A 23,425-nucleotide genomic window follows, 5' to 3' on the forward strand; every position below is an offset into this window, starting at 1 on the left:
GGGTTTATATTGTCATTATTGATGCAGCGGCTGACCACTGGCGGCAAGGATGGATTCATGCATGGCTTCAGAAAGTGTTGGATGAGCAAAGATCATCGATAAGAGACTCTCATCTGTGGCCTCCAGATGATGCGCGATACCAAAACCCTGGATCTGTTCAGTGACCTGCTCACCAACCATATGCGCGCCCAGCAGTTCGCCGGTTTCGGCGTCGAAAACAGTCTTTACAAAACCCTCCGTCTCCCCGCTGGCCAGCGCCTTACCATTCCCCTGATATGCGAACTTACCGATCTTGATTGGCCGTCCCGTCTCGCGAGCCTTCGCCTCTGTCAAGCCCAGGCTGGCAACCTGTGGCCGGGCATAGGTACAACCGGGCACATAGTCGCGGTTAAGAGGGCGTACGCCTTTGACGCCAGCCAGCGTCTCGACGCAGATCGCGCCTTCGTGGCTGGCTTTGTGCGCCAGACACGGCGGGCCGGCCACATCGCCGATAGCATAGAGCCCAAATACGTTGGTTCGGCAAGCTGCATCCGTCTTGATAAACCCGCGGTCCAACTCGACTCCCAGCGCTTCCAGCCCCAGGCCTTCCACATTAGGCTGTACGCCCGCTGCCAACAGCACACGTTCGACTTCAAGGGTCTGTTCGGCGCCGGTGGTTTTCAAGGTGCAGCGCACGCCCGTATCGGTGCGCTGTACCTGCGTCAGCAGCGTTTGGCTATGGACGTGTATACCGCGTTTTTCGAACGATTTACGCACGGTAGCGGATACTTCGGCGTCTTCAACGGGCAGAATCTGCGCGGCTTGTTCGACCAGCGTCACGTTACTGCCAAGATCGTTATAAAGGCTGGCGAACTCGACTCCGATGGCCCCTGATCCGATGATTAATAGAGACTCCGGTAAGCGCTCAGGCTGCAGGGCCTCAAAATAGGTCCAGATTCGCTCACCATCTGGCTCTACTCCTGGTAACGCTCGCGGCCGGGCGCCAGTCGCAAGGATCACATGACCAGCGCGATAGTCTCGCTCTTCCCCTCGGGGATCGGCGACCGTTACTTGCCCCTTTCCACGTAGCCGGGCGGTGCCGGTAATGACAGTAACGCCATTTTTCTTCAGCAGGTACTCGACACCTCCGGTCAGCTGTTGCGACACGGCGCGGCTAAACTGCACCAGTTTCTGCACATCGAAACTCACCTCTCTGAGACTAAAACCCAGCCGATCGGCATGCGCAATACTGTGCGCCACCTCTGCACCATGCAGCAGCGCCTTGGTTGGAATGCATCCCCAGTTCAGGCAGATCCCCCCTAAATGCTGCTTTTCCACCAATGCTGTACGAAGCCCTAGCTGGCCGGCACGAATGGCGGCGACATACCCCCCAGGCCCGCCACCTATTATCAGTACATCATATTTTTCGTGCATAGCTCGCCTCCTCGATAAACAACAGCGTCGGTGTTTCAACCAGCCGCTTGAGCGCCTGGAGAAAAGCCGCGCCTGACGCCCCATCGATGACCCGGTGATCGCAGGACAGCGATACGGTCAGTTGATGGCGGACGACGATTTGTCCATCGCGAACTACCGCTCGGGGCTCGCCTGCGCCAATCGCAAGGATCGCGCCCTGGGGTGGGTTTATGATGGCATCAAACTGCCGTACTCCGAGCATGCCCAGGTTTGACACGCTAAAGGTGCCGCCCTGGAATTCTTCGGGCTTGAGCATGCCCGCCCGGGCTTTGGTTATCAGAGAATGAACTTCGTTTGATATGTCGCTTATCGACCTGCTGTTGGCCGAACGTACGATAGGGGTAATTAACCCGTCTGGCAGCGCAACGGCCACGGAAATGTCGGCATCGGCAAAACGGCGGATGCTCTGGGTAGCCTCATCAAACTGTATGTTGACGTCCGGCACGGTTATCAGCGCCATGGCGCAGGCCTTAACCAGCATATCGTTAACCGAAATCTTGACGCCGGGTACTTCGCTGTTGATTTCCTTACGCAATGCTAAGAGTCGCTCCAGATCGAGATCGACGGTCAAACGGAAATGGGGTGCATGTTGCTTGGACATTTGCAAACGGCCAGCGATCGCTCGCCGCATACTGGACATCGGCAACGTCTCAAAGGCTGTCGCTGACGTGGCTTGTGGAGCCCCGGCCTGGGGTAGCCCATCAAGCAGCAAAGCGGCCGCCAGCACATCATCACGGCTCACCCGTCCGAGTGAACCGCTTTTGCGGCAGTCGTGCAGGTTGATCCCCAGTTTGTTGGCCAGACGGCGCGCCAACGGGGTTGCCGATACCTGGCTATCATCGGTATGCGATCGCGGCGCTTTGCCGGAACGAACGGGCGGCGGCGGAGAGGCGATGCGGCCGCCTGCGGCAACGATCGCGCTCTCCAGGTCAGCGACAGAGATACGCTCGCCACGCCCGCTACCCTGGACCTTTTTCAAGTCAACGCCCAACCGCGCAGACTGACGTAACGCATGGGGAGTGGCATTCACCTGAGTCGGATCGGTTATGCCTTGCAGGCTGGTGGGTACCTCGGTCTGCCCAATGGATGCCGCAGGCTTATTGGCGGGGGCTGGTACAATGGAGGGCGCGACGGCCGCTACAGCAGGCTCGGTAGTCTGCGTGGCAGGCGCTGCTGGCTGCGCCGCGGCCAGACTGGCGGCAAAGGCATCCAGTTCAGCATCGCTTACCGAAGAGTCAGCTACCAACGCCAAAACAGCGCCGACCGGGAGGGTATCTCCCACCCGGGCGATTATCCGCCGTAGCGTACCGGCGAAGGGGGCCTCCAGAACATTGACGATTTTGCTGGTCTCAATTTCACAGATTTCCTGCCCTTTGGCGAAGCGGTCACCCTCCTGGATGGCCCACCGCGCGAGCACGCCTTCCTCCATTGAAAGGCCCCACTTCGGCATTTCAAGTGTCCTGATATCGCTCATAGCTTAATCCTCCAGCACTTGACGGACGGCAGCTTCGATACGTTCAACGCCAGGGATCCAGAGTTTTTCGAGAGCAGGGGAGAACGGTACCGGGGTGTGTGGTGGTGTCACCAGAACAACAGGCGCTTTGAGGAAATGGAATGCCTGGGAAGCAATCAGCGCTGCGACATCATGAGCAAAGCCAAAACGCGCGGCTGACTCGTCGACAATGACCACGCGGCCGGTAGAAGCCACTGATTCCAGAATACCTTCTTCGTCCAGAGGCGAGATTGTACGTGGATCGACCACCTCCACCGAGATCCCCTCCCTGGCCAGTTTGTCGGCGACCTGGTTTGCTTTATGTACCATTGCAGACAACGCGATGATGGTGACATCCTCACCTTCACGGGTATAGTTGGCGACGCCCAGGGGCAGGGTATAAATCTCGTCCGGTACCTCGCCCTTGAGGTCATAGAGCATTTTATGCTCGCAGAACACCACCGGATCGTCGTCGCGAATCGACTGGATCAGCAGCCCTTTGACATCATAAGGCGTCGATGGCACAACCACCTTGAGCCCCGGTGTGGTAGCAAAAATATTATAGGGTGACTGCGAATGCTGGGCTGCTGCAGAAAAACCAGCACCGATCATGCCCCGCATCACCAGCGGCGCCTTGGCCTTGCCACCAAACATATAGCGAAACTTTGCCGCCTGGTTGTACAGCGCATCATGGCTAACACCGAAAAAATCCATAAACATCAGCTCCGCCACCGGCCGCAGACCCGTTGCAGCGGCGCCGGCAGCCATGCCGACGATCGCCGACTCCGTAATGGGGGTGTCGATCACCCGGTCGGAGCCGAACTGCGTCCACAGCCCTTTAGTGACTCCGAGCACACCTCCAAAGGCCTCTATCCTTGCTTCTTCGGGCGCATTTCCGCCGTGACCGCCGCGCAAGTCTTCACCAATCAGAACGACGCGTTCGTCGTGCTCCATTTCCTGGGCCAGGGCTTCCTTGACCGCTTCTCGATAGGTTTTTATAGGCATTGTTATCACCCTCAGTATGAGACGTAAACGTCTGTAAGCAGGTCTTCCGGAGCCGGATAGGCAGCGGCGCGCGCTTTGAATACAGCATCATCGACAAGTGCTTCAACCGCCGCATCGATCGCCGCCAGTTCCTCAAGGGAGATGTGTTGTTTGACCCTGGCGGTGAAAATCTTCAGCGGATCATGTTGTTCGCGCAGACGTTGAACTTCGCCCTCAGCGCGGTAAAGCGCCGGATCGCCCTCAAAGTGACCGTGCCAGCGGAAAGCTTTGGCCTCAATCACGCTTGGGCCTCCACCTTCTCGGGCGCGCTTGACGGCCTCTGAGGTGGCATCGTAAACGGCAAAGAAATCTGTGCCATCAACCGTCACTGCCGGTAAACCGAAGCCCGCGGCGCGCCCGGCGATATCACGACCACCGACGGCGTAGTCATGGCCAGTTCCTTCGCCATAACCGTTGTTCTCGAAAATAAAGATGGCAGGGAGTTGCAGCACCACTGCCATGTTGATGGCTTCAAATACCAGGCCCTGATTAGAACCGCCGTCACCGGTAAAAGAGACCCCAACGTTACCGGTCTTGAGGGTTTTGGCCGTCAGAGCAGCGCCGATGGCTAACGGAGGGGCGCCACCCACGATAGCGTTCGCACCCAGCATACCTTTCGACAGATCGGCAATATGCATAGAGCCTCCCTTGCCCCGGCATAATCCGCTGTCCTTACCGAATATTTCAGCCATCATGCCGTGAATATCGCAGCCTTTGGCAATACAGTGGCCATGCCCACGGTGCGTGGACCCAATGAAATCAGCGTTAGTGAGATTTTCGCAGACCCCCACCGCAATGGCTTCCTCACCGGTATAAAGGTGAATGAAGCCCGGAATATCCCCGCTGGTGTTTTCCTGATGCAAACGCTCCTCAAACGTCCGGATTTCGCGCATCTTACGGTAAGCCTGGAGTAAAGCCTGTTTGTTAAGCATCACTTAATTCTCCTCAGTAAAGGTCGTCAGGCGGGGGTTTGACAGGCTGGAAGCCCCTTAACCACGCCGATGCAATGAATCTACGAGTGCGACGAGGAGGTGCGAAGCCACCTTCATGGGGGGGTAGGAGGGGGTTTTCATGCTTGAGGTCAAACTTTATAAATTTTATGTATCTATCGAGAGGGGTGGCTCCATGCCATCCCGGGCTCTGGCGTACAATTGATAAAAAAATAATACGAGTAGATAACTACGGATGAAGCCATCGGATTTGAAAAGTCGCCAGGCAACTTCACTGGTCTCCGGGCCATTGCGGCTGACGAGAGATTTGCCGCTAATCCTGACCAAATTCGTTCCACCACGCTCTTCGATACGGCTGCTACAGCGCTCACGGCTTCTGCTCCTCCTCGATCGCATGCAGCGACGCCGTCTGGGCGTCGTTTGCGCGGGTGCTGGATTTGGCAAAACCACGCTGTTGGCGCAGTGGTATCAGCAAATGATTGCCCAGGGTGAACGCGTTGCCTGGCTTAGCCTCGATGAGGATGATGATGGCGTATGGCAGTTCATTCCTTATCTGCTGCAAGCATTGCGGCCGCTCTATGGCGATTGGGACGCCGACTTTTGGCGCAACATAGAAGAACAGACGCCTTCCAGTTCTCAACAGCTGCTGGCCGGGTTGATTAACCAACTGCATTACTGTCCGCACGACCTGTATCTGATCGTTGATGACTTCCATATGATTAATGATGCTGGTGTATATGAAGCCCTGGGATATTTGCTCAAGCATGCTCCTGCCGCCTTGCACCTGATCATTGGCAGCCGTTTCCACCCCAGTCTCTCTCTGAGCCTGCTTCAGGCACAGGACCAGCTGGTGGAAATCTACGATCGAGACCTGCAATTTACGCTTGAAGAAACCAGAAACTATTTCAGCCAGACGATTGACATACCGCTCAGTAATCAGCATGTACAGCGGCTACTTTCCGCGACAGAGGGGTGGATCGCCGGCATGAAAATCGCTTCGTTATCCCCAGAATTGCTCAATGATCCAGAACATCTGCTGCGCAATATTCGTGGTGGAACCCGCGCTATCGCCCGTTATCTGAAAGAGGTGGTACTTGACCCATTGCCACAGGAAGTTTTTGATTTTCTCGTCAAAACATCGTTTCTTAATCGTTTAAATGCCGGGTTATGTAACGGGGTTACAGAGCGTGATGATAGTGAAGCGATACTGGCATGGATTGAGCGGCACAATCTTTTTTTGTCAGCCCTGGACGAACAAGGCTGCTGGTTTCGCTACCATCCTCTTTTGCAGGAAACCCTGCGAACGATATTGCAGCAGAACAACGATATCAACCTCAAGCACTTACATGAATTAGCCAGTCATTGGTTCGTTGAGCAGAGATTGTGGTCCGAGGCGGTACGCCACGCACTGGCAGCGGGCAAGCCGATCCATAATCCCGGGCAGGATGGCGCGGGCGCGCAGTCGCTGGCGGAAGAAGGGGATATAGATACCCTGGTTTCCTGGATGCATCACTTACCTGCGAGTACTGACCCTTCGCGCATTGACCTGCAAATCAATCTGGCCTGGGCGCTGGCGCACTATTTTCGCTTCGATGAATCGAGGCAGTTACTTGATAATCTTGACCAAATGGTCGTTAATCATCGTGATGATATAACCCCCAACGCCTGGCTCAAATTACGTGTCGTGCGCGCAATTTGCGAAGCTTTTGCCGAGAAAATCCCGGAAAGCCTGGCGATTGTTGAGCCGTTGCTGGCTAAAGTGCCCTGCGGAGACACCTGGGTCGACGGTCTCATATGCAATATTCTGAGCTACTGCCACGTGGTTAACCAGCGCTATAGCGACGCTCTTGAGGTTCAACGGCATATGCCTTGCCCGGAAAGTCCACTAGACAATCTATTTGTCTCGGTTTATCGCGCTTTTATCATCACTCAGTGCCATCTTGGTCAGGGTGACCTGGAGAACGCCTGGGGGCATGCAGAGAATGCATTGCGCCAGGCTGAGCGTTATACCGGCCCTCAGTCGACCAGCGGCGCGACGCTTGCGCCGCTGCTGGCGGAAATGGCTTACGAACGTATGAACCTGGACTCATTAAATACGCTGTTAGCAGACAGACTCGAATTCATCGATCGGTTTGGTCCACCCGACGCCCTGAGTCGCTGCTATACCTACCTTGCGCGCCAGGCCTTGAATGACGATATGCCGCATGAGGCAGAACGGCTGCTGGAACACGCGCAGCGACTAGCGGTGTCTCGAGGATGGCAAAGGCCGCAGGCTTTATTGTTAGCAGAGCAGGCGAGAGTGCGCCTGCAGCGCGCGAATTATCCAGGCGCGGAGCTGCTGCATCGGCAACTCGAACAACTGGCGGCCCGTGCCACAATTGATGCCGAAAACCCCTGTCAACGCGCAATAGCTCAGCATGCCAATGTCAGCCGCAGCCGCCTGCTTCTGGCGTCAGGTCAGGCGCCACAAGCCAGCCTTTTGCTGGGCGAACTCGTGACTGAGCAGGAGCGTCGGGGAGACCGGCTCTCCGCAGCGCGTCTTCGTACGCTATGGTCATTATCATTGTGGAATAGTGGCGAAAACGCGGCGGCCGTGGCTGCATTGCAGCCCGTCCTGCAATTAGCGGCACAACAGCATCTCAAACGTATTTTTCTTGATGCTGGCGATGCCTTGCAGCCTCTGCTTGTCCGTGTACGCGAAACCTCGGCAGCCAGCGAAGGGGATGACCCTTGGCCCGGGAAAGGGAGCGAGTCTGAAGGCAAGCGGATTGAGCATGAAAACCTTGATGTTAACCAGGAGCTCAGTGAGCGAGAGCTGCAGATATTACAGCTCATTGCTGACGGTCAGATGAACAAAGAAATCGCTCGCTCCCTGACTATCTCTACTGAGACGGTGAAATGGCACATCAAGAACATCTACGCCAAGCTCAAAGTCAATAGTCGTACGCAAGCCATGAGTCGGGCTCTGGAAATGAAGTTACTGGATTAATAATGTCAGTGATGCGCGAATATAATCCATAAGTGAATATGTCAATGGCATCTATTAGCTGACTTTTTACGGGCTGCCCGACGAGGGCTGTCTGATTTTGAGTTCAGGTCTTTAGCATCTCCTGTAGCCTTCACGTACAATAGATTTCACCGGGGGAGGCAGAGCAGGGCAGAATTTACTAAAGCCTACCGGCAGACTCTCTCAGCACAGTAATATCCCTCTTGGGTGATTCCCCAAACATCCGCGTATATTCCCGGCTGAAATGGGATAAGCTTTCATAGCCGACAGCATAGGCCGCTGTGGTGACATCGTAATGCTCATTCAGCATCAGTCGCCTTGCTTCATTGAGACGCAGCCATTTCTGATAGCGGAGCGGACTCATTCCCGCAAGCTGTCTGAAATGGTGGTGGAAGGAGGGCGTGCTCATTTGCACGCGACTTGCCAGCTCTTCGACACGCAGAGGCGAAGCAATATTGGTCTTTAACCAGTCGATAGCTTTACCGATACGGTAGCCATGGCCGTCGACTGCCGCAATCTGTCTGAGACGATCGGATCGATCGCTCATCAACAGTCGGTAATGTATCTCCCTCTGAATCAGCGGGCCGAGAACGGGAATGGCTTCGGGTTCGTCCAGCAGTGAAAGCAGGCGGCAGAAAGGCTCCAGTAAAACATCAGTCATGGTTCCTATACCGACCCCCGTTCCCGCATCTCGTTTTTTGACTGGCGGCAGGCATCCCTCGGCAATTAATTCCATCAGTACGCGCTGGTCAAGTTTATAGGCGACGCCGACGCAGGGCCGTGATGGCGATGCCTGTAACACTTCCGAACTGGCTGGCAAGTCGAGGGAGGTGATGAGGAATTTTTCCGTATTATATTCATAAGCTTCACCGCCAACCCACATGATCTTCGCGCCATCAGCCACCAGGACGATACTCGGAGGAACCAGGCAGCTCACCGGAGGGGCGGGTTCGTTGCGCCGGAAGAGTTCCAGCCCTTCAACCGCGGTGGGAAAATCACCGGTACCGGGCGTGCGCTGAGCAATATCCCGGGAGAGCTCGCCGAGTCGTCTCTCAACCGATTTGTCTGAAATCATTCCGTCACGCCTCATATTTGTTAAGTCTGTGCGACGTCGTCAACTTACCCGTTATGAAAAGTGAAATATACGCTTTGGCATCATGTTAATAGGATCAGGCAAATAATGCAGAGTATTTTAATAACAGATTTCATTAGCGACATCCAAAATAGCCATACCGAAATGAGGCGCTGACTACAACCCAACCCGCATCCAATTTGAATGAAGGTATGACTATCATGACGCTAAAAACTTCAACCCGCTTTTTTAATGGCGCACTCCTTGCCGGAGCGCTGGCCATGATTTCCACAGAATCTGCGGTCGCCCAGCCGGCAGCAGGCACAGCAGATTCTTCAGTACGCCTGGTGCAGACGTGGGATAAAACCTTCCCAAGGAGCGACAAAGTGGATCATCAAAAAGTAACTTTTAAAAACCGTTACGGCATTACGCTGGCCGCAGATGTGTATCTTCCTAAAGATCGCGGAAACAAGAAGCTTGCGGCACTGGTTATTTCCGGGCCCTTTGGCGCGGTAAAAGAGCAGGCCTCAGGTCTTTATGCGCAAACCTTAGCCGAGCGCGGATTTGTGACGCTGGCATTTGATCCGTCTTATACCGGCGAAAGCAGTGGGGAACCGCGCAATATCGCGTCACCCGATATTAATACCGAAGACTTTATGGCAGCCGTCGATTTTATTGGGCTGCAATCTTATGTGGACCGTGAACGTATCGGCGTCATCGGTATCTGCGGTATGGGGGGGATCGCGCTGAACGCTGTTGCCGTGGATAAACGCGTAAAAGCGGTTGTTGCCAGCACCATGTATGATATGAGCCGCGTGATGTCAAAGGGCTACAATGACAGCGTAACGCCGGCGCAACGCGAGCAGGCGCTTGAGAAGATGAGCCTTCAGCGCTGGGACGATGCGGCAAACGGTCAACCGGCCTATCAGCCAGCTTACAATAAACTGAAGGGCGGCGAAGCGCAGTTCCTCGTGGAATACGCGGACTACTATATGACCAAACGCGGATATCATCCACGTGCCGTCAACTCCGGAAACTCATGGTCCGTGACAACGCCGATGTCCTTTATGAATTTCCCGCTGATGACGTATATTAAGGAAATCTCTCCGCGCCCAATCCTGTTTGTTCATGGTGAAAAAGCGCATTCGCTTTATTTCTCTAAAACGGCATATGAAGCGGCAAATCAGCCTAAAGAGCTTCTGATTGTGAAAGATGCCACCCATGTTGATTTATATGACCGCATGGATAAGATTCCGTTTGATAACATCACGGCATTTTTTAATAAATACCTTAATAAATAAATCATAACACTGTTCGATATTCTCCGACGCAGTGTTACCAACTTTATAATAGACGAAATAACGTATAGAAAAGAGGAAAGGTTTATGCTCTGGAACCGCGAGCTTTTAGCAAAAATAGATGCGGCGGACGACCTGAAAATCGCGCCGTACCGTCCCGATATGAATACCACCGGCACGCCAACATGGATTTGGGAAGTGACGGTGGATAACCGACTTTTCGTCCGTGCCTATAGCGGTACCCGTTCAAAATGGTATCAGGCAGCACTGTCTCAACGGGCGGGTAAGATAGTGGCTATCGGGCAGGAATTCGACGTACGGTTCGCAAAACCCGCGGACCCGGCTCTTGAAAGTAAAATCGATCGGGCCTACCAGATTAAATATTCCGGCAGCAGCTATGTTTCCGCAATGACGGGAGCTCGCGCCAGAGCGGCTACGGTTGAGATATTACCTTCGTGAATGCCATGCCGTAGAAATACGACATTTTCAGGCGGGACTGCCGCCAGTGATGGCGACAGTTTTATGAGTATGACTACGGCGTGTCATGATTTTTCTTTGAATATCGATGAGAGTTATCAGCGCGATGTAAGCGCACTGAATGACGGGCTGTTGCGAATAGAGGCGATAGTTCGTTCTCCTTCTGCCAGCGAAGCCGCGTTTGTATGGACAGAGGAAGCCTCCCGGATGAGAGGGTAAGGGTGTTTGACCGCTGAACCGATCACAAATTCGGCCGCTTCATGAGCCGTGATGCTGATAGCCCCATGACCTTCTGCGAAAATTGCCAGCTCACGTTCGAGCAGGGTATTTCCGATCTCCAGCTGCCCGGCGTTAGTTGCCAGCCATGCGATATCATGATCTGCCTGCGGCTGATAAGTCCACTTCTGACCATCTGAAAGCCGCACGTGCAGATAAGTCATTGATGTTGGTGAAGGAACTGGACTGGACCTGCCATTGTACTGTCCCAGTAAAATACGGGCTGGGCCATCGTGCATAATAGCTTCAGCTTCGAAATAAAGGCTTTCTGCCGATGCCAGTTCCAGTTCAGGCGGTAAAGCCACCCAGAGCTGAAAACCTCGCATGACTTTCCCCGGTAAGGGCTCACCCGCATGCCAGACCCCACTACCTGCTCGCATCCACTCCACAGAACCATCAGACATGGAACCTTGTTTTCCTGTGGTATCCCCGTAAGTCATACCACCTTCAAAGAAGGCCGTAAGGGTTGCAATACCTGAATGTGAATGAGGTATAAAACCACGGTTATACGGTGGGAAGAACTCAAACAAATCAAGAAAAACAAACGGCTTGATATCATCTCCCAGATCATCCGGGCTCAGTAATCGCGTAATGGGGCCTAATCGATGGCCCTTCGTACGGTAGGCAATGGCGCGATTCACGCCCTGGCTCTCAAGAGAATCGGTCATGATAGATTTTCCTTCAATATACAATTCTGGCTGTGTGCTTTTTTTCACGAAGGGCCGCAGCCACTTCGTGTCCGATAAGTTTGATTGAATGACCCATTGCCTCAGATCCTGCAGTGGCAGCACTCATCTGAAATGACAGCCGGTCAATACCGCCCAGTGATGTCGATATTGCCTGTGCTTTGGCTATCACGGTTGGCGGATCGCCAACGAGGTATGCACCGTCAGGGCTACAGGAGGCATCAAATTGCTCACGCGTCACTGGCCCCCAACCGCGCTCTTTGCCCACTTGTGTGAAAGCATGCAGCCAGCCTGGATAAAACGCGTCTTTTGCTGCTTTCGCGGAGTCAGCCACAAAGCCGGTAACATGTAGCCCCACCCTAAGCTGTTCGCGATGGTAGCCGGCACGAATACCGGCCTGCAGGTAGAGGTCGATTAATGGCCGGAAACGATCGGGTCTGCCCCCGATAATCGCCACCATCAGCGGCAGACCCGCAGCTCCGGCCCGGATGAAGGAGTGCGGTGTTCCGCCAACACCTACCCAAACCGGCAGCGGATTCTGCATTGGCCGGGGATAGACGCCCTGGCCCGTAAGCGCTGGACGGTAACGGCCTGACCATGTGATGTGTGTTTCCCTGACAAGTTGCTGCAAAAGTCCAAGCTTCTCTGTAAATAGAGCGTCATAGTCATCCCTGGAGTGACCAAATAGCGAATAAGCTTCTGCAAAAGAACCACGACCAACGGTGATTTCGGCACGGCCCTGCGAGAGCAGATCCAGGGTGGAGAAGTCCTGAAACAACCTCACCGGATCAACCGTACTGAGAACCGATACCGCGCTGGTTAGTCTGATTTTTTTCGTTCGTGCGGCGGCGGCCGCAAGAATGACTGCAGGTGACGAATCGGCGAAATCAGTACGATGATGTTCACCGACACCGAACACATCTATACCAGCCTCGTCGGCAAGAGTGATTTCCTCCAGTAATGCCGCAAGACGTTCCGCCGGATTAGGTATACGCCCATTGTTCCTTTCAGGTAAAAGTGAAGCGAAACTGTTTATGCCTATTTCCACATTTAACTCCTTGTGTCGGTTTTTCAACGTAACCCCAGTCACGGGTCAGATAACCGTTGTTTCAACCTCGTTCTTCGCCCTGGCAAGTGCCGTTGCTCTGGCGTCATCTCCCAGAGCAAGACCTTCCGCACGAAAAATGGTGATGTCAGAGAGTCCGATGAAATTAAGCGCAGCGGTAAGCAACGTTTCCTGATGGTCAAGATGGGCGACAGGGCTGGTACCGCTGTAAACGCCACCGCGAGTTGAAGCGATATACACTTTTTTACCTGCTGGAAGCAGACCTTCCGGACCATTCGCGGTGTAGTGGAATGTCCTTCCCGCGACAAGTACACGATCCAGCCATGCCTTGAGTTGGCTCGGAAGCGAAAAGTTGTACATCGGAACGCCAATAATAATGATATCCGCTGAGAACAACTCATCGATGTAGGTGCTGCCCAGAGCGATGTCGTTCGCTAACGATTCTGAAGTCGGTGTATTTCCCTGAAACACAGCCAGATGGGCAGGGCTCAAATGCTGTAATTCATCCGCAACAAGATCGCGTCGCAGAAGTGTGGCTCCAGGGTTTAATTTCACTTCTTTAGCGACGATTTCAGCAGTCAGGCTGCGGCTGACAGAGTTGCTACCCAGGATGCTCGAGTCGATATGCAGAATAGTAGTCATATTAAATCTCCGGTGAGTGGACTGTGGTCAACGTAAAAAATAGTGCGCCACCATAATTGCACCTACGAATGCATCTGAACAGCCGTTATAATCTTATGGATACCATCTTGAATTCAGATACATTGGTGAGGGTTTATGCTTGACGGAATATCGCTCGACCAGCTTCGAACATTTGTTGCTGCTGTAGATGAAGGGAGCTTCTCGGCCGCTGCCCGTCGTCTTGGCCGGGCTCAGTCAGCAGCCAGTGAGCTTGTGCGTGGGCTGGAACTGCAATTAGGTGTCACCTTATTCGATCGCTCAGGGCGCTATCCATTGCTGACACCTGCAGGCTCGGCATTGCTTGTCAGCGCGCGAAAAGCCGTTTCTATTGTGGATGCCATGAAATCGCAGGCAAAAGGCATGGCGGCCGGACTGGAACCCGAACTGGCTGTGGTTGTGGATGTCTTTTTTCCCATTGATGCCCTTGCGGGAGTCGCTAAAGAGTTTCGTCAACAGTTCCCGGCAGTACCGCTTCATGTGTACGTAGAAGCTCTTGGCGCTACTTTCCAGCCCGTTCTGGATAGACGAGCCACGGTGGGTATTGTTGGTTTCCTGCCATTGACGCCCCCAGGAATCATCACTGAACCTTTGGTGAATATTCCTTTTGCAATGGTAGCTGCGGCAGAGCACCCACTGGCGGCGTATCCAGGCCCAATCCCGCAGAGTGAACTCGCAAAGCATGTTCAGCTGGTACTGACCGATCGTTCTGAACATTCAAAAGGGCGCGATTTTGGCGTAATGTCTCCCAAAACATGGAAACTCGCTGACCTGTTTGCCAAGCGCGCATTCCTGCTTAATGGACTGGGCTGGGGAGGAATGCCTCTCCACACCGTGCAGACCGATCTGGATAGTGGTCGCCTCGTACGTCTGGCCATTGAGGAAGAACCTCAGGGTGGGGTCAGTATGTTGATGTCAGCAGTGTATCGTGTGGATAATCCGCCAGGCCAGGCAGGCCGCTGGCTTATCGACCAAATAATGGCCTGCTCTAGCCACAGGTAGCTATATCACTGGCTGGTACTTCAGCTCAATGGTGGTTCGCGTAATCTTGAAACCACTGGTTCAATATCATCCCCATGATGAAAGCGTATATGAATGACACGAGGGGAGTGTCGGACCTGATTTATGGAAGGGTTAAAAATGTGACAGACGTCCGTCCGCTGGCTGAACGTGGTCTATTCACTATTTATGTGGCCCTTTAATAAACACAAATTCCAGCGTCGTCCGTCGCTGCGCAACTCGGTGATGCTCAGCGGGTGGATGTCGATACGCGCAAATGAGTGAAGCGGGGCGCCGAGAACGTCGACGATCGTGGCGCGGATTGCGGCGGCAGGCGCAATGGCACAGTGGCGACCTCGAATATCGACGTGTTTAGCCAGCCAACTGCCACAGCGCGCCAGCAGCTGAGCACGTGACTCTCCGCCCGGGGGAGCGGCACCCTCCAGCCAGGCCTGGAACGCTTCGGCGTCTTGCATCATCACCTCATGCACTGGCCGACCGGCCCAGATGCCGTAGTCGGGCTCCGCCAGTTCCGTCACTGGCGTACCCTGTAAAGAGAGCGCGGCGGCGGTTTGCCTGGCGGCGGCGTCCGGGGAGAACCAGACGCGGTGATAACGGGCGACACTGCTTTGTAGCTGGCGCGCCCGTTGCCACTCCCGCGCCTCCAGAGGGTCATCACAGGGAAAGTGTGAACCTCTGGAGGCTGCCGTTTCTCCCTGACAAATCAGCGTTAGCGACGCTCTCATGTTGTTAACCGCGCCGGAAGGCCGGGCGATGTTCGCGTGTCGTCGGCGTGCGTTCGGCTAAAGCACCGAAAGCCACGCCGATGACGCCCCAGAGCACCAGATGCGTGCCGAAGGAACTTATGCGGAAACGCCATAGCAGGTCCGCCGGGAAGTGGTCGGAGACTTCATTCACTGTCGGCATCAGGGCACAAACCACGAGCATCAGCGCCACGGCGAACAGCGTTGCCCACATCATCGCATTCCCTCTGCCGAGGCGCGGCGTGAGCTGATGTGATAACCACGCGGCCGCGATGACGATGCCGATAGAAAGCAACATCATGACGAAATAGAGCCCGGTACGATAGCCGATAGTCTCCGGGTTGCCGACTGCGGGCGGATTGGGCGGGTATTTCAGACCTGGCATCAGGCTCATTGCCAGAAAGCCGCCCAGCGCCAGGCATAACGCCAGCACACGCGGGTCCGATGGCCCAAAGCGCTGGTAGCTAAAGGCCCACGCCAGCGCCAGACCGCCGCCCAGCGCGGCGCCAAACAGCGCCATGCCGGTCATCAGGCCAATCCCGGACTGGGTCTGTCGGCTAAACACCTCTTCTTCTTCGCCGTCTGCTGACGCGCCGTGATGGTGAGCGTGAGCTGATATGCTTTTTTCCAGGCCAATCGCGCGATCGACCTGCGGCTCGCCGAAATGGTGTGCAAAGGCAAATGCCACCATCCCGGCCAGAACGCCGGCCATCATCCCTTTAAATAACAGTTTGCCAATCATTTCCGCCTCCTCAGTGGCAGGGAAAGCCCAGCAGATGACGTGCGTCGTGGAAGAATTCATGCACCTGCGTGCCGGAAAACATCGACGTTGCGCCTTGCTCTGCGCCAACGAAATAGATGGCCAGCAGCGCCAGCAGGGCGGTGAACAGCGCCCAGGGCAGCAGTTTCGCGACAGGAATGGGAGCAGCCGGGGTGTGGGCATTAAGGGTGATATCACTCATGGTGTAACTCCATTATCGATTTTGCTGTTGGTAGCGAGTGCCGGACTCACCGTGACCGGCACGCCCGGCGAAAGGTGATGATGGCTATGTGCCGGCGGGCAACTGGCGTTCGCCAGTACAATCGGCTGGCCGTGGGGCGTGTTGAGATACGCCTTGCGCCACTCCTGCGTCCGTCGGCTGATTTCATCCGGCACCGTCAGGTTGAGTGCCGTCATCATGTTTTCCATCGCCGCCGTCCACTGACGATAGTAGGCATCATTCGCGCTTTCACCCGGTTGCGCCGGCGCCGCGTTGATCTCTTTACTGAATGTCTGTACCCATTCTGCCCACGGGAACAGCCCGGCCCGGTGGAGATGGACTATCAGGGAGAACGCTTTTGCCTGCCAGGGCTTATCGAACACCGGCCCTTCCTCATCGCGCGGTAACCCGAGGGCGGCGTAATCGTGTTGTGCTACCGTATTATTCATGCTTCCTCCAGATAGTCGTCCCACAGATCGATGAACACTTTGTCAGGGCGCGGCTCTCCCCACAGCGCCTGCGCGGTGAAACTGACGCTGTAAACATGTTGGGGATGTTCGCCCAGCCCGTGCGCCGCAGTATCTGGCGTGATAAACACACCGTGAGCGATCTCTATGCGACCGACTTTATCGCGTGCGTAGCGTGGCAGGCGGGTATGGGTGGTCGGGTTGAAATTTTTCGTTCGTACCCAATCGCCCACCCGGAAGCGGGGCGCAACATCGTGACTGACCCGAGCAGACCCGCCGGTGCTGACCACCATCGACACCATCTCCTGCGTCAGCACAGGTGTGCCAGGCTTGCAGGGGGCAGGCTTCGCGCCACCCCACAGTTCTTCAACGGTGATCACCCCCTTTGCCAGCAGCAGCGTTTCGAATGCATGCAGCCAGTGCTCGTAGTAGCTCGACTGCAGATATTCGGTCGGCGCCATACGTTCGATGGCGTGGCGAAATTCATCGACGTTAAAGTGTCCGCCGACGAACAACGAGGCGAACAGAGGAAATACCCGGCGTTCCCACTCATGATGGAAATAGGGCTCGTTTTCCTCGGTAGGGATCGGGCCAAGGCCGTGCATCCCCCCCAGATCATGTATCCCGTTCATGGTTTTCTCCTTTCGTTATGGTGCGCTAACCACACCGGTGCCAATCATCGAATCGCGCGTGATGAGTTCGCTCAACTGCGCTTCGCTCCAGCCTTCCGTGCCTGCCGGACGTTCAGGCAGGACCAGATAGCGCAGCTCGGCGCTGCTGTCCCAGACGCGAATCTCTTTGTTTTCTGGTATGTGTAACCCGAACTCGGCGAGAACGCCGCGCGGGTCGATGACGATACGCGAACGATAGGGCGCTGATTTGTACCACACCGGCGGCAGACCCAGTACCGGCCAGGGGTAGCAGGAACACAGCGTACAAACGGTGACGTTGTGCACGTCCGGCGTGTTCTCCACGACCAGCATGTCTTCGCCCTGTATTCCGGAGAAACCCAGTTCAGCAATAGCGGCAGTGGCGTTTTCCATCAGTCGACGTTTGTATTCCGGGTCGCTCCACGCTCTGGCGACAACCTGTGCGCCGTTTCGGGGGCCGACTTTGTGCTCGTAGGTGTCAATCAGCTCATCCAGCGCAGCCGGGTCGATCAGGCCTTTTTCCTGCAGCAGGGATTCCAGTGCGCGGACGCGTAGCTCGATATCAACGGGGGGTTGGGTATGGTCGTGGTCGTGTTTATGGCTCATTTTAGGCTTCCCGAGAGTTAAGGTTAAAACGTCCGCCAGTCACCGCAGGCTTCGAAAGCGGCGGCGGCCTGATAGAGCGTGTTTTCAGCGTAATGACGTCCTACCAGCATCATGCCAACCGGAAGTCCGTCGACCATGCCACAGGGGATAGACATGGCCGGGTGACCGGTGATGTCCTGCGCAGCGGTGTTACCGATCATTTCGAAAGCGCGCGAGATGTATTCGGTGATGGAGCAGTCCGGGCCTGGTATTGGCTGAGCGAGCACAGGCACGGTAGGCATCACCAGCAGATCGAAATCGCTCAGGGCCCGGTCGTAGCCGGCGCGGGCCCGACGCGCGATATTCTGCGCTCTGGCGTAGTAGCGACCGTTATAGCGCTCCAGCCCATACTGGCCGACGAACATGCAAACTTTGAGCGACGGGGAGAGGGCATCCGCGCTGTCGCGCCATTGCGCGTGTTTGTCCAGCAGGCTGACGTCGTACTGGCCTTCCCAGTTAAAACCCATGCCGTTGCCGTGCATCATCTGGGCGGTCAGACCTTCGCAGCCGATAGGCGACCAAAGCGCGCCCGCCAGATTGTGTTCCGGCACGGAAATTTCGCTAACGATGGCGCCCAGTGCTTGCAGGCGGGCGATGGCGTCCCGCACCTTCGTTTCTACCTGCGGGTCCATATTCGGCAACTGGAATCCCTCGGTCAGAATGCCGATTTTCAGGCCGCGCACACCTTTTCCGAGGGCGGCGGTATAGCTCTCTACAACGGGCGCGTACTGACGCGGGTCAAGCCCGTCACTCCCGGCGATGGTTTCCAGCATCAGTGCGTTGTCGCGCACGTTGGCGGTGATGGGACCGGCGTGGTCGATGGTCGCCTCAATCGGCATGATGCCCGTGTAAGGCACCAGACCGTGGGTCGGTTTCATGCCGTAGGTACCACAGAAGGCGGAAGGGATACGGATGGAACCGCCCTGATCGCAGCCTATCGCCATGTCCACTTCGCCAGCCGCCACCAGTGCGGCGCTGCCGGAGGACGAACCGCCGGAGGAATAGCCATGACGATGGGGATTGTGCACCGGGGCCGGGTCGGAAGTGTGGCTTCCGCCGGAGAGGCAGAAGTGCTCGCAGGTGGCTTTGCCGAGAATCGTCGCCCCGGCATCCAGCAGGCGGGTGGCCACGGTCGCGTCGTAGGATGGGACGAAACCTTCGAGCGTGGAGGCGCCGTTCATCATCGGTACGCCGGCGAGCGAGACATTGTCTTTCAGAGCGATGGTCCGCCCGGCCAGCGCGCCAGTCGCTGCACCTTTTACCTCCGTTTTGTAATACCAGGCATTGAGCGGATTGTCCTCGCCAGTCGGACGATAGCCGGCGGCGCGCGGATAGCGGACCTCCGGGATATCGTCGGGAAGGGAGTCGATCAGATCGTAAGCGTCGAAGTTAGCCTGCATCACCGCCAGATATTCCTCGGCCTGCGCCGGCGTCAGGCTGATATGCAGCCGACTGGCAAGCTCCTGGAGTTGTTCAGCAGTGGGACGTTGAATAGCCATGTTGTTTCCTTTTTTCTGTGTTTGCTCATGCGCCTGTCTTGAACATAAGCCCGGAATGCCATCCTGACTTGGTTATCCGGGTCAGTCGTTTGGCTGAAATGGACACCCGCGCAGCCTGTGGGTGTCCGTAAGGTGTTAAGACGGCTTATCGGCTTTAGGCCAGTGGATACCGACACTTTTCATGCCTTTGGTCACGTCCATGTCCGGATGTGAGAGCACCACGTCGCGATACGAAGGACTGCCGATGACCGCGGGCTTGAATTGGGTCAGGAAAGCGTTGACCTCTTCACGAATATCCTGCGGTACATTGAAGTTTTCGTAACACTCGTCTATAGACTCGAATACGGCTTTCCAGTGCACCTCGGTCAGCCCCATGCCGCGGTGCGCGGTCACCATATCTCGTCCCCGATAGACGGTGTTGCCACCCCAGTGCTTGCACAAGAAATCAACGAAGTTGATATGCTCTTTCTGAAATGAAGACTCGGACACGTGCGCCCAGATATGGCCGATGTCGGGATGCTTCATACAGGTCTTCAACACTTCGCCTGCGAAGGCGTAGACGGCGTCATATCCGCCGAGACGTTCATAGAGAGACGGCTTTTGCTGCTGTTCGCTCATGGTGGATTTCTCCGTAACATGTGAGTGGAAGGGGGTGCATAGGTCTCTGTTCAATCAGAACAGTTTCATCACGCGCAGGGTGGTGTGGAGATCTTCCTTAAAACCGCCATCGACGTTGATGTCGCGTTGGAGCAAGCCCTGCACTTGCACCGTGGGGGTGATGAATTTCGACAATTCCAGCCTTACCTGATCCGAACGCGTCGCTTGTCCGTTTTCGACGCCGTCGATCTGCTGTTTACCGCCCCACAATTTGGCGTAACCAGCGGAGACGGTCCAGGTGGTGTCTGCGGGCGGCGTCCAGCTTACCCAGCCCTGAAATTGATAGGTGTTGTCTTGTTTGAGGCGACCGGTGCCGATGCCCGTGGCATCGTCGTTGTCGCCATACCACATCGCATCAGCGGACAGCTGCGTGGCGAAACCGTTACCAAGCTGCTGCACGCCGCCAAGCTGCAGATCGAACTTCCAGCGGTTCTCACCGACGTTGAGCGTGCGCCCGGCATCGTAGGAACCGGCAGGGACGTACAGGTAGGGCACGAGGGCGAAGGTGGTGCTGGGGTTGTTCACCAGCCAGACCGGGGCGGCCAGAATGGGGTCGCCCAGGCCGCTGGCGGAATCGAGGCGGGCACCGCCCAGGGAGCCGTTATAAAGACGTCCGTAGGGCATTAGCACCTGCGGCGCGACCGTGAAGCCCCCCACATCCATATAGTGGACGTAACGAAAGATGCTGACGAAGGAGTCCAGCCCGGTGCCTTGCTTAATTTCGTCGCCACCTGTGGGGGTAAAGCTGTCTCGCGTGGCGTAGGTGAAATACGCCAGAATGGCATCGGTACCGGCCGGAGCCGGAATGAGATCCTGTGAGTTGAGATCGACCGCATGGGCCGGGATCGTCGCCAGCCAGAGCGTGCAGGCGACCAGGCTGATACGAGATGTGGTGCCACTAACAGTCATAACGTTACCCTCATGTCTGATATCTCTTGTTTATTTCCCGGTACCAACGTGGCCGGAAGACCTTACGGTTACAGATATTAGGGAGAAATTTGCTGCGTACTTGTTTCATAAGGACAGTCGTTTGGCTGGCAGGGACAACGGGCGGGCAGGCTGAAAAGGCCCATTGCGTGATGCTCCGTCATAGCGCAGATGTGCACACCTTGAGTGCGGTTCTCGCTTTTTCGACGCCATTCGCGACGTGGGACCCCTGGCGCATCGACGGAGCGTCAGCGATATTTCCACTGCCTTAGCGCGGATGCGAGTGAGAGCTGGAGGGACATCTGAGTGCTGGCACGATAGTTGCTATCTGTGAACCCGTGTCTATTATTGATGCGGGAATTAAGGTGCGAGGTGAGCAATTATGAATAGCATCATGCCGTCTGCGGTCTGCTCCCACTATTCGACCATTGGCGTTGCCGAGTCGCGCCGCTTCGAGTATTGGAACGACGTGGTGTTGCGTCACTGCATTCCGGCCGCCAGCGTGCCCATGGCTGGGGTCGACTTTGACGCCCGGCTTGCGGTACGCGGGGTGGGGATGGTGGATATCTGTTCGTTGTCCGCGCCGTTGCACCGCTGGGAACGCACCGCACGTTATCTGAGGCAGGGGCCAGACGACGATCTGTGGCTGGGCTATATGCAAGGCGGGTACGGCCAGCTTGAACAGGGAGGGCGCAAGGCGGCGCTGGCGGCGGATAGTCTGGTGTTATACGACGCCGCGCAGACGTTCAGTTTCAGTCTGGGTGGTGGCGATAACCACCTGGTGCGGATCCCGCGGCATCTGCTGAGTTGTCGTTTGCCGAGGATTGAAACGCTCACCGCTATGGTACTGGACGACAGTCGGCCCGGCGTGATTCCACTGCGTGAAATGCTGCGTCAGGCTACAGCGATGCCCGCGTGTCTGGACAACCCAGATATTTCTGGCCGTTTCTCCCAGACGATGCTGGATCTGCTGGTGCTGAGTCTGGAATTGCAGGATCTGGATAACGTGAGTGCTGAGCGCGATCTGTACGCCAGGATGATGATTTACATTCGGCGGCAGCTTGTCGATCCAGATTTGAACATTGAGAGCCTGGCTCGGGCGCACCATGTATCCATTCGCACCGTCACGCGTGCTTTCGCCCGCCACAAAAAAACGCCGATGGCCGTGATTTGGCAGGAGAGGCTGCGAGCGAGCCGAGAGGCCCTCGAACGCGGACGAGTCAGTAGCGTGTCCCAGGCGGCGCTGGATTTCGGCTTCTCTGATTTCTCTCATTTCAGCCACGCCTTCCGCAAAGCCTTTGGCATCTCGCCTCGCTCATTATTGCCCAAAGAGCAGCAGGGAGCGACGCCATCGAACAGGCACACCGGGTCAGACTCCTGAGTCTGCGCGATATGAGTGCGAGCTGCGCGTGACGGAAGGCGCTCCCAGGCGTTGCGGCGGCAGGTGGATGACACGATGGCGTTAGTTCTTTAGCGACGGGAAATGATTTGAATATCCCGGCTTAGCGCGGGGTAAGGTAAGGATATGGGGGCGCATTGCGGCAGACTCGGCTTCTTTAATGGCATTTAACATAATATACATTATGCGCACTAAGGTAGAGGCAGCAAGATTATGCGGTTTTGATCAGAACTCAGATTAACCATCCCGGGATTCTGCTCTGGCCCATTCAGCGCAGTTTTTTACTTTGGATGAAGTTAACCCATGTTGTCGACCGGCACCTGACAACGCAGATGCCCGCGCAGCGCCACGGTATCTCCGCTCGTCAGTGCCGGCGTCTTCTGTCGCGTTACCGTGAATCTGGCCCGCTTTGTATGGCTAACCGCCGTTGAGGAACCCTGAGCAATAACCAGCTGCCTGATGGTTTTGCACAGTACGCGCTCAATATAATCCGAGATCGCTATACCGACTTTGGGCCGACGCTTGCATGTGTGAAACTCGCAGAACTGCACGATGTTCACCTGTCCAAAGAGACCGTCCGTTCACTCATGGTCAAAGCCGGTCTCCGGATCCCCCGCAAACAACGTGCGCCGAAAATTCAGCAGCCACGCTATCGCCGGGCCTGCTGCGGCGAACTGAGCCAGATTGATGGCTGCGACCATCACTGGTTCGAGAACCGTGCACCCGCCTGTACCGCACTGATCTACGTCGACGACGCGACGAGCCACCTGATGCAGCTTCGATTTGTAAAACCGGAATCGACATTCACCTATTTTGAGGCCACCCGGGGCTACCTGGAAAAGCACGATCACATTATACGATGGTGTAAAGAATCCACAGATAGGTTAAGGGAAGTTATTATGCTTCCCTTAATGCACACTTTAAGAAATTTGCAAGCTAT

General features: G+C 55.8%; 22 protein-coding genes and 2 pseudogenes. 7 read left to right on the top strand and 17 right to left on the bottom strand.

Annotated features, from left to right (window positions below):
- Positions 1–15 precede the first annotated feature (15 nt).
- From lpdA to ABLU88_RS09120, 4 genes are read right to left on the bottom strand one after another with little or no spacing between them, the layout of a single operon-like run.
- Complete coding sequence (lpdA, locus tag ABLU88_RS09105; protein WP_348836366.1) at positions 16–1,413, bottom strand: dihydrolipoyl dehydrogenase; 1,398 nt, start codon at positions 1,411–1,413, stop codon at positions 16–18.
- Entirely contained in the window at positions 1,397–2,926 is a 1,530-nt protein-coding gene (locus ABLU88_RS09110; RefSeq protein WP_348836368.1) for a 2-oxo acid dehydrogenase subunit E2, read from the bottom strand. Before ABLU88_RS09110 ends, lpdA begins: the two co-directional genes overlap by 17 nt.
- Positions 2,927–2,929: 3 nt before the next feature.
- Positions 2,930–3,949: an alpha-ketoacid dehydrogenase subunit beta gene (locus ABLU88_RS09115; RefSeq protein WP_014229353.1), complete on the bottom strand. Its 1,020-nt coding sequence runs from the start codon at positions 3,947–3,949 to the stop codon at positions 2,930–2,932.
- An 11-nt stretch (positions 3,950–3,960) separates the two neighbouring features.
- A complete protein-coding gene (locus tag ABLU88_RS09120; protein WP_162557587.1) occupies positions 3,961–4,920 on the bottom strand; it encodes a thiamine pyrophosphate-dependent dehydrogenase E1 component subunit alpha in 960 nt (319 codons plus the stop codon).
- 253 nt (positions 4,921–5,173) lie between these two features.
- Here ABLU88_RS09120 and ABLU88_RS09125 point away from each other — a divergent pair, with 253 nt between their 5' ends.
- Positions 5,174–7,927, top strand: a complete 2,754-nt coding sequence (locus tag ABLU88_RS09125; protein ID WP_049084061.1) for a LuxR C-terminal-related transcriptional regulator — start codon at positions 5,174–5,176, stop codon at positions 7,925–7,927.
- 178 nt (positions 7,928–8,105) lie between these two features.
- Here ABLU88_RS09125 and ABLU88_RS09130 read toward each other — a convergent pair whose 3' ends face one another.
- Positions 8,106–9,020, bottom strand: a complete 915-nt coding sequence (locus ABLU88_RS09130; protein ID WP_348836371.1) for an AraC family transcriptional regulator — start codon at positions 9,018–9,020, stop codon at positions 8,106–8,108.
- A gap of 209 nt (positions 9,021–9,229) precedes the next feature.
- Between ABLU88_RS09130 and ABLU88_RS09135 the strand changes: the two genes are divergently transcribed.
- Together ABLU88_RS09135 and ABLU88_RS09140 are read left to right on the top strand one after the other, a co-directional pair.
- Entirely contained in the window at positions 9,230–10,318 is a 1,089-nt protein-coding gene (locus tag ABLU88_RS09135; protein ID WP_162557583.1) for an alpha/beta hydrolase, read from the top strand.
- Between the two features lie 84 nt (positions 10,319–10,402).
- Positions 10,403–10,774, top strand: coding sequence for a DUF2255 family protein (locus tag ABLU88_RS09140; protein WP_025108357.1), 372 nt, complete (start codon positions 10,403–10,405; stop codon positions 10,772–10,774).
- Between the two features lie 116 nt (positions 10,775–10,890).
- Here the strand turns inward: ABLU88_RS09140 and ABLU88_RS09145 are convergent, their stop codons facing one another.
- The 3 genes from ABLU88_RS09145 to ABLU88_RS09155 are packed head-to-tail and all read right to left on the bottom strand — an operon-like array spanning position 10,891 to position 13,462.
- A complete protein-coding gene (locus ABLU88_RS09145) occupies positions 10,891–11,736 on the bottom strand; it encodes a pirin family protein (protein ID WP_049070633.1) in 846 nt (281 codons plus the stop codon).
- A 13-nt stretch (positions 11,737–11,749) separates the two neighbouring features.
- Positions 11,750–12,802 (bottom strand): LLM class flavin-dependent oxidoreductase, encoded by a 1,053-nt coding sequence (locus tag ABLU88_RS09150; RefSeq protein WP_122117936.1) that lies wholly within the window; start codon positions 12,800–12,802, stop codon positions 11,750–11,752.
- Between the two features lie 45 nt (positions 12,803–12,847).
- The gene (locus tag ABLU88_RS09155; protein WP_025108354.1) at positions 12,848–13,462 is read right to left on the bottom strand and encodes an NAD(P)H-dependent oxidoreductase; all 615 of its coding nucleotides are present in this window, start codon (positions 13,460–13,462) and stop codon (positions 12,848–12,850) included.
- 135 nt (positions 13,463–13,597) lie between these two features.
- Here ABLU88_RS09155 and ABLU88_RS09160 point away from each other — a divergent pair, with 135 nt between their 5' ends.
- Both ABLU88_RS09160 and ABLU88_RS09165 read left to right on the top strand, forming a co-directional pair.
- Complete coding sequence (locus ABLU88_RS09160; RefSeq protein WP_025108353.1) at positions 13,598–14,500, top strand: LysR family transcriptional regulator; 903 nt, start codon at positions 13,598–13,600, stop codon at positions 14,498–14,500.
- A 53-nt stretch (positions 14,501–14,553) separates the two neighbouring features.
- A pseudogene (locus tag ABLU88_RS09165) lies at positions 14,554–14,633 on the top strand (flavodoxin family protein); the annotation flags it as partial.
- A gap of 40 nt (positions 14,634–14,673) precedes the next feature.
- On the opposite strand, the gene ABLU88_RS09170 reads toward ABLU88_RS09165, so the two are convergent.
- The 9 genes from ABLU88_RS09170 to ABLU88_RS09210 all read right to left on the bottom strand — a co-directional run bounded on the left by ABLU88_RS09170 (position 14,674) and on the right by ABLU88_RS09210 (position 21,068).
- Positions 14,674–15,243: a histidine phosphatase family protein gene (locus tag ABLU88_RS09170; RefSeq protein ID WP_064374975.1), complete on the bottom strand. Its 570-nt coding sequence runs from the start codon at positions 15,241–15,243 to the stop codon at positions 14,674–14,676.
- 4 nt (positions 15,244–15,247) lie between these two features.
- Positions 15,248–16,003 carry a CbtA family protein gene (locus ABLU88_RS09175; protein ID WP_148842233.1) on the bottom strand — a complete coding sequence of 252 codons (756 nt, stop codon included), beginning with the start codon at positions 16,001–16,003 and terminating at the stop codon, positions 15,248–15,250.
- 10 nt (positions 16,004–16,013) lie between these two features.
- Positions 16,014–16,223 carry a CbtB-domain containing protein gene (locus ABLU88_RS09180; RefSeq protein ID WP_004850884.1) on the bottom strand — a complete coding sequence of 70 codons (210 nt, stop codon included), beginning with the start codon at positions 16,221–16,223 and terminating at the stop codon, positions 16,014–16,016.
- Positions 16,220–16,690, bottom strand: a complete 471-nt coding sequence (locus ABLU88_RS09185; RefSeq protein WP_064374977.1) for a nitrile hydratase accessory protein — start codon at positions 16,688–16,690, stop codon at positions 16,220–16,222. The genes ABLU88_RS09180 and ABLU88_RS09185 overlap by 4 nt, the downstream gene beginning before the upstream one ends.
- On the bottom strand, positions 16,687–17,340 hold the full coding sequence (gene nthB, locus ABLU88_RS09190; protein WP_025108349.1) for a nitrile hydratase subunit beta: 654 nt from the start codon (positions 17,338–17,340) through the stop codon (positions 16,687–16,689). Before nthB ends, ABLU88_RS09185 begins: the two co-directional genes overlap by 4 nt.
- A 15-nt stretch (positions 17,341–17,355) precedes the next feature.
- Positions 17,356–17,964, bottom strand: coding sequence for a nitrile hydratase subunit alpha (gene nthA / locus ABLU88_RS09195; protein WP_009652266.1), 609 nt, complete (start codon positions 17,962–17,964; stop codon positions 17,356–17,358).
- A gap of 23 nt (positions 17,965–17,987) precedes the next feature.
- A complete protein-coding gene (locus ABLU88_RS09200; RefSeq protein WP_049083579.1) occupies positions 17,988–19,502 on the bottom strand; it encodes an amidase in 1,515 nt (504 codons plus the stop codon).
- Between the two features lie 135 nt (positions 19,503–19,637).
- Positions 19,638–20,174 carry a group 1 truncated hemoglobin gene (locus ABLU88_RS09205; protein WP_224262171.1) on the bottom strand — a complete coding sequence of 179 codons (537 nt, stop codon included), beginning with the start codon at positions 20,172–20,174 and terminating at the stop codon, positions 19,638–19,640.
- Positions 20,175–21,068, bottom strand: a complete 894-nt coding sequence (locus ABLU88_RS09210; protein ID WP_047723909.1) for a transporter — start codon at positions 21,066–21,068, stop codon at positions 20,175–20,177.
- 400 nt (positions 21,069–21,468) lie between these two features.
- Here ABLU88_RS09210 and ABLU88_RS09215 point away from each other — a divergent pair, with 400 nt between their 5' ends.
- Together ABLU88_RS09215 and ABLU88_RS09220 are read left to right on the top strand one after the other, a co-directional pair.
- Positions 21,469–22,467: an AraC family transcriptional regulator gene (locus ABLU88_RS09215; RefSeq protein ID WP_014838485.1), complete on the top strand. Its 999-nt coding sequence runs from the start codon at positions 21,469–21,471 to the stop codon at positions 22,465–22,467.
- Positions 22,468–22,775: 308 nt separating this feature from the next.
- Positions 22,776–23,330: pseudogene (locus ABLU88_RS09220) on the top strand (ISNCY family transposase); the annotation flags it as partial.
- Between the last annotated feature and the right edge of the window lie 95 nt (positions 23,331–23,425).

It is taken from the genome of Klebsiella sp. GW_Kp182 (assembly GCF_040062275.1).
GTDB classification, from domain to species: Bacteria; Pseudomonadota; Gammaproteobacteria; order Enterobacterales; family Enterobacteriaceae; genus Klebsiella; species Klebsiella michiganensis.

What these genes read in the sequence shown, in the direction of transcription:
- ABLU88_RS09210 (WP_047723909.1), bottom strand. Translation starts at nt 21,068, where the DNA reads ATGACTGTTAGTGGCACCACATCTCGTATCAGCCTGGTCGCCTGCACG.
- ABLU88_RS09145 (WP_049070633.1), bottom strand. Translation starts at nt 11,736, where the DNA reads ATGACCGATTCTCTTGAGAGCCAGGGCGTGAATCGCGCCATTGCCTAC.
- nthA (WP_009652266.1), bottom strand. Translation starts at nt 17,964, where the DNA reads ATGAGCCATAAACACGACCACGACCATACCCAACCCCCCGTTGATATC.
- ABLU88_RS09110 (WP_348836368.1), bottom strand. Translation starts at nt 2,926, where the DNA reads ATGAGCGATATCAGGACACTTGAAATGCCGAAGTGGGGCCTTTCAATG.
- ABLU88_RS09175 (WP_148842233.1), bottom strand. Translation starts at nt 16,003, where the DNA reads ATGATTGGCAAACTGTTATTTAAAGGGATGATGGCCGGCGTTCTGGCC.
- ABLU88_RS09140 (WP_025108357.1), top strand. Translation starts at nt 10,403, where the DNA reads ATGCTCTGGAACCGCGAGCTTTTAGCAAAAATAGATGCGGCGGACGAC.
- ABLU88_RS09115 (WP_014229353.1), bottom strand. Translation starts at nt 3,949, where the DNA reads ATGCCTATAAAAACCTATCGAGAAGCGGTCAAGGAAGCCCTGGCCCAG.
- ABLU88_RS09185 (WP_064374977.1), bottom strand. Translation starts at nt 16,690, where the DNA reads ATGAATAATACGGTAGCACAACACGATTACGCCGCCCTCGGGTTACCG.
- ABLU88_RS09180 (WP_004850884.1), bottom strand. Translation starts at nt 16,223, where the DNA reads ATGAGTGATATCACCCTTAATGCCCACACCCCGGCTGCTCCCATTCCT.
- ABLU88_RS09120 (WP_162557587.1), bottom strand. Translation starts at nt 4,920, where the DNA reads ATGCTTAACAAACAGGCTTTACTCCAGGCTTACCGTAAGATGCGCGAA.
- ABLU88_RS09200 (WP_049083579.1), bottom strand. Translation starts at nt 19,502, where the DNA reads ATGGCTATTCAACGTCCCACTGCTGAACAACTCCAGGAGCTTGCCAGT.
- ABLU88_RS09170 (WP_064374975.1), bottom strand. Translation starts at nt 15,243, where the DNA reads ATGAGAGCGTCGCTAACGCTGATTTGTCAGGGAGAAACGGCAGCCTCC.
- ABLU88_RS09130 (WP_348836371.1), bottom strand. Translation starts at nt 9,020, where the DNA reads ATGATTTCAGACAAATCGGTTGAGAGACGACTCGGCGAGCTCTCCCGG.
- nthB (WP_025108349.1), bottom strand. Translation starts at nt 17,340, where the DNA reads ATGAACGGGATACATGATCTGGGGGGGATGCACGGCCTTGGCCCGATC.
- ABLU88_RS09135 (WP_162557583.1), top strand. Translation starts at nt 9,230, where the DNA reads ATGACTATCATGACGCTAAAAACTTCAACCCGCTTTTTTAATGGCGCA.
- lpdA (WP_348836366.1), bottom strand. Translation starts at nt 1,413, where the DNA reads ATGCACGAAAAATATGATGTACTGATAATAGGTGGCGGGCCTGGGGGG.
- ABLU88_RS09155 (WP_025108354.1), bottom strand. Translation starts at nt 13,462, where the DNA reads ATGACTACTATTCTGCATATCGACTCGAGCATCCTGGGTAGCAACTCT.
- ABLU88_RS09160 (WP_025108353.1), top strand. Translation starts at nt 13,598, where the DNA reads ATGCTTGACGGAATATCGCTCGACCAGCTTCGAACATTTGTTGCTGCT.
- ABLU88_RS09215 (WP_014838485.1), top strand. Translation starts at nt 21,469, where the DNA reads ATGAATAGCATCATGCCGTCTGCGGTCTGCTCCCACTATTCGACCATT.
- ABLU88_RS09125 (WP_049084061.1), top strand. Translation starts at nt 5,174, where the DNA reads ATGAAGCCATCGGATTTGAAAAGTCGCCAGGCAACTTCACTGGTCTCC.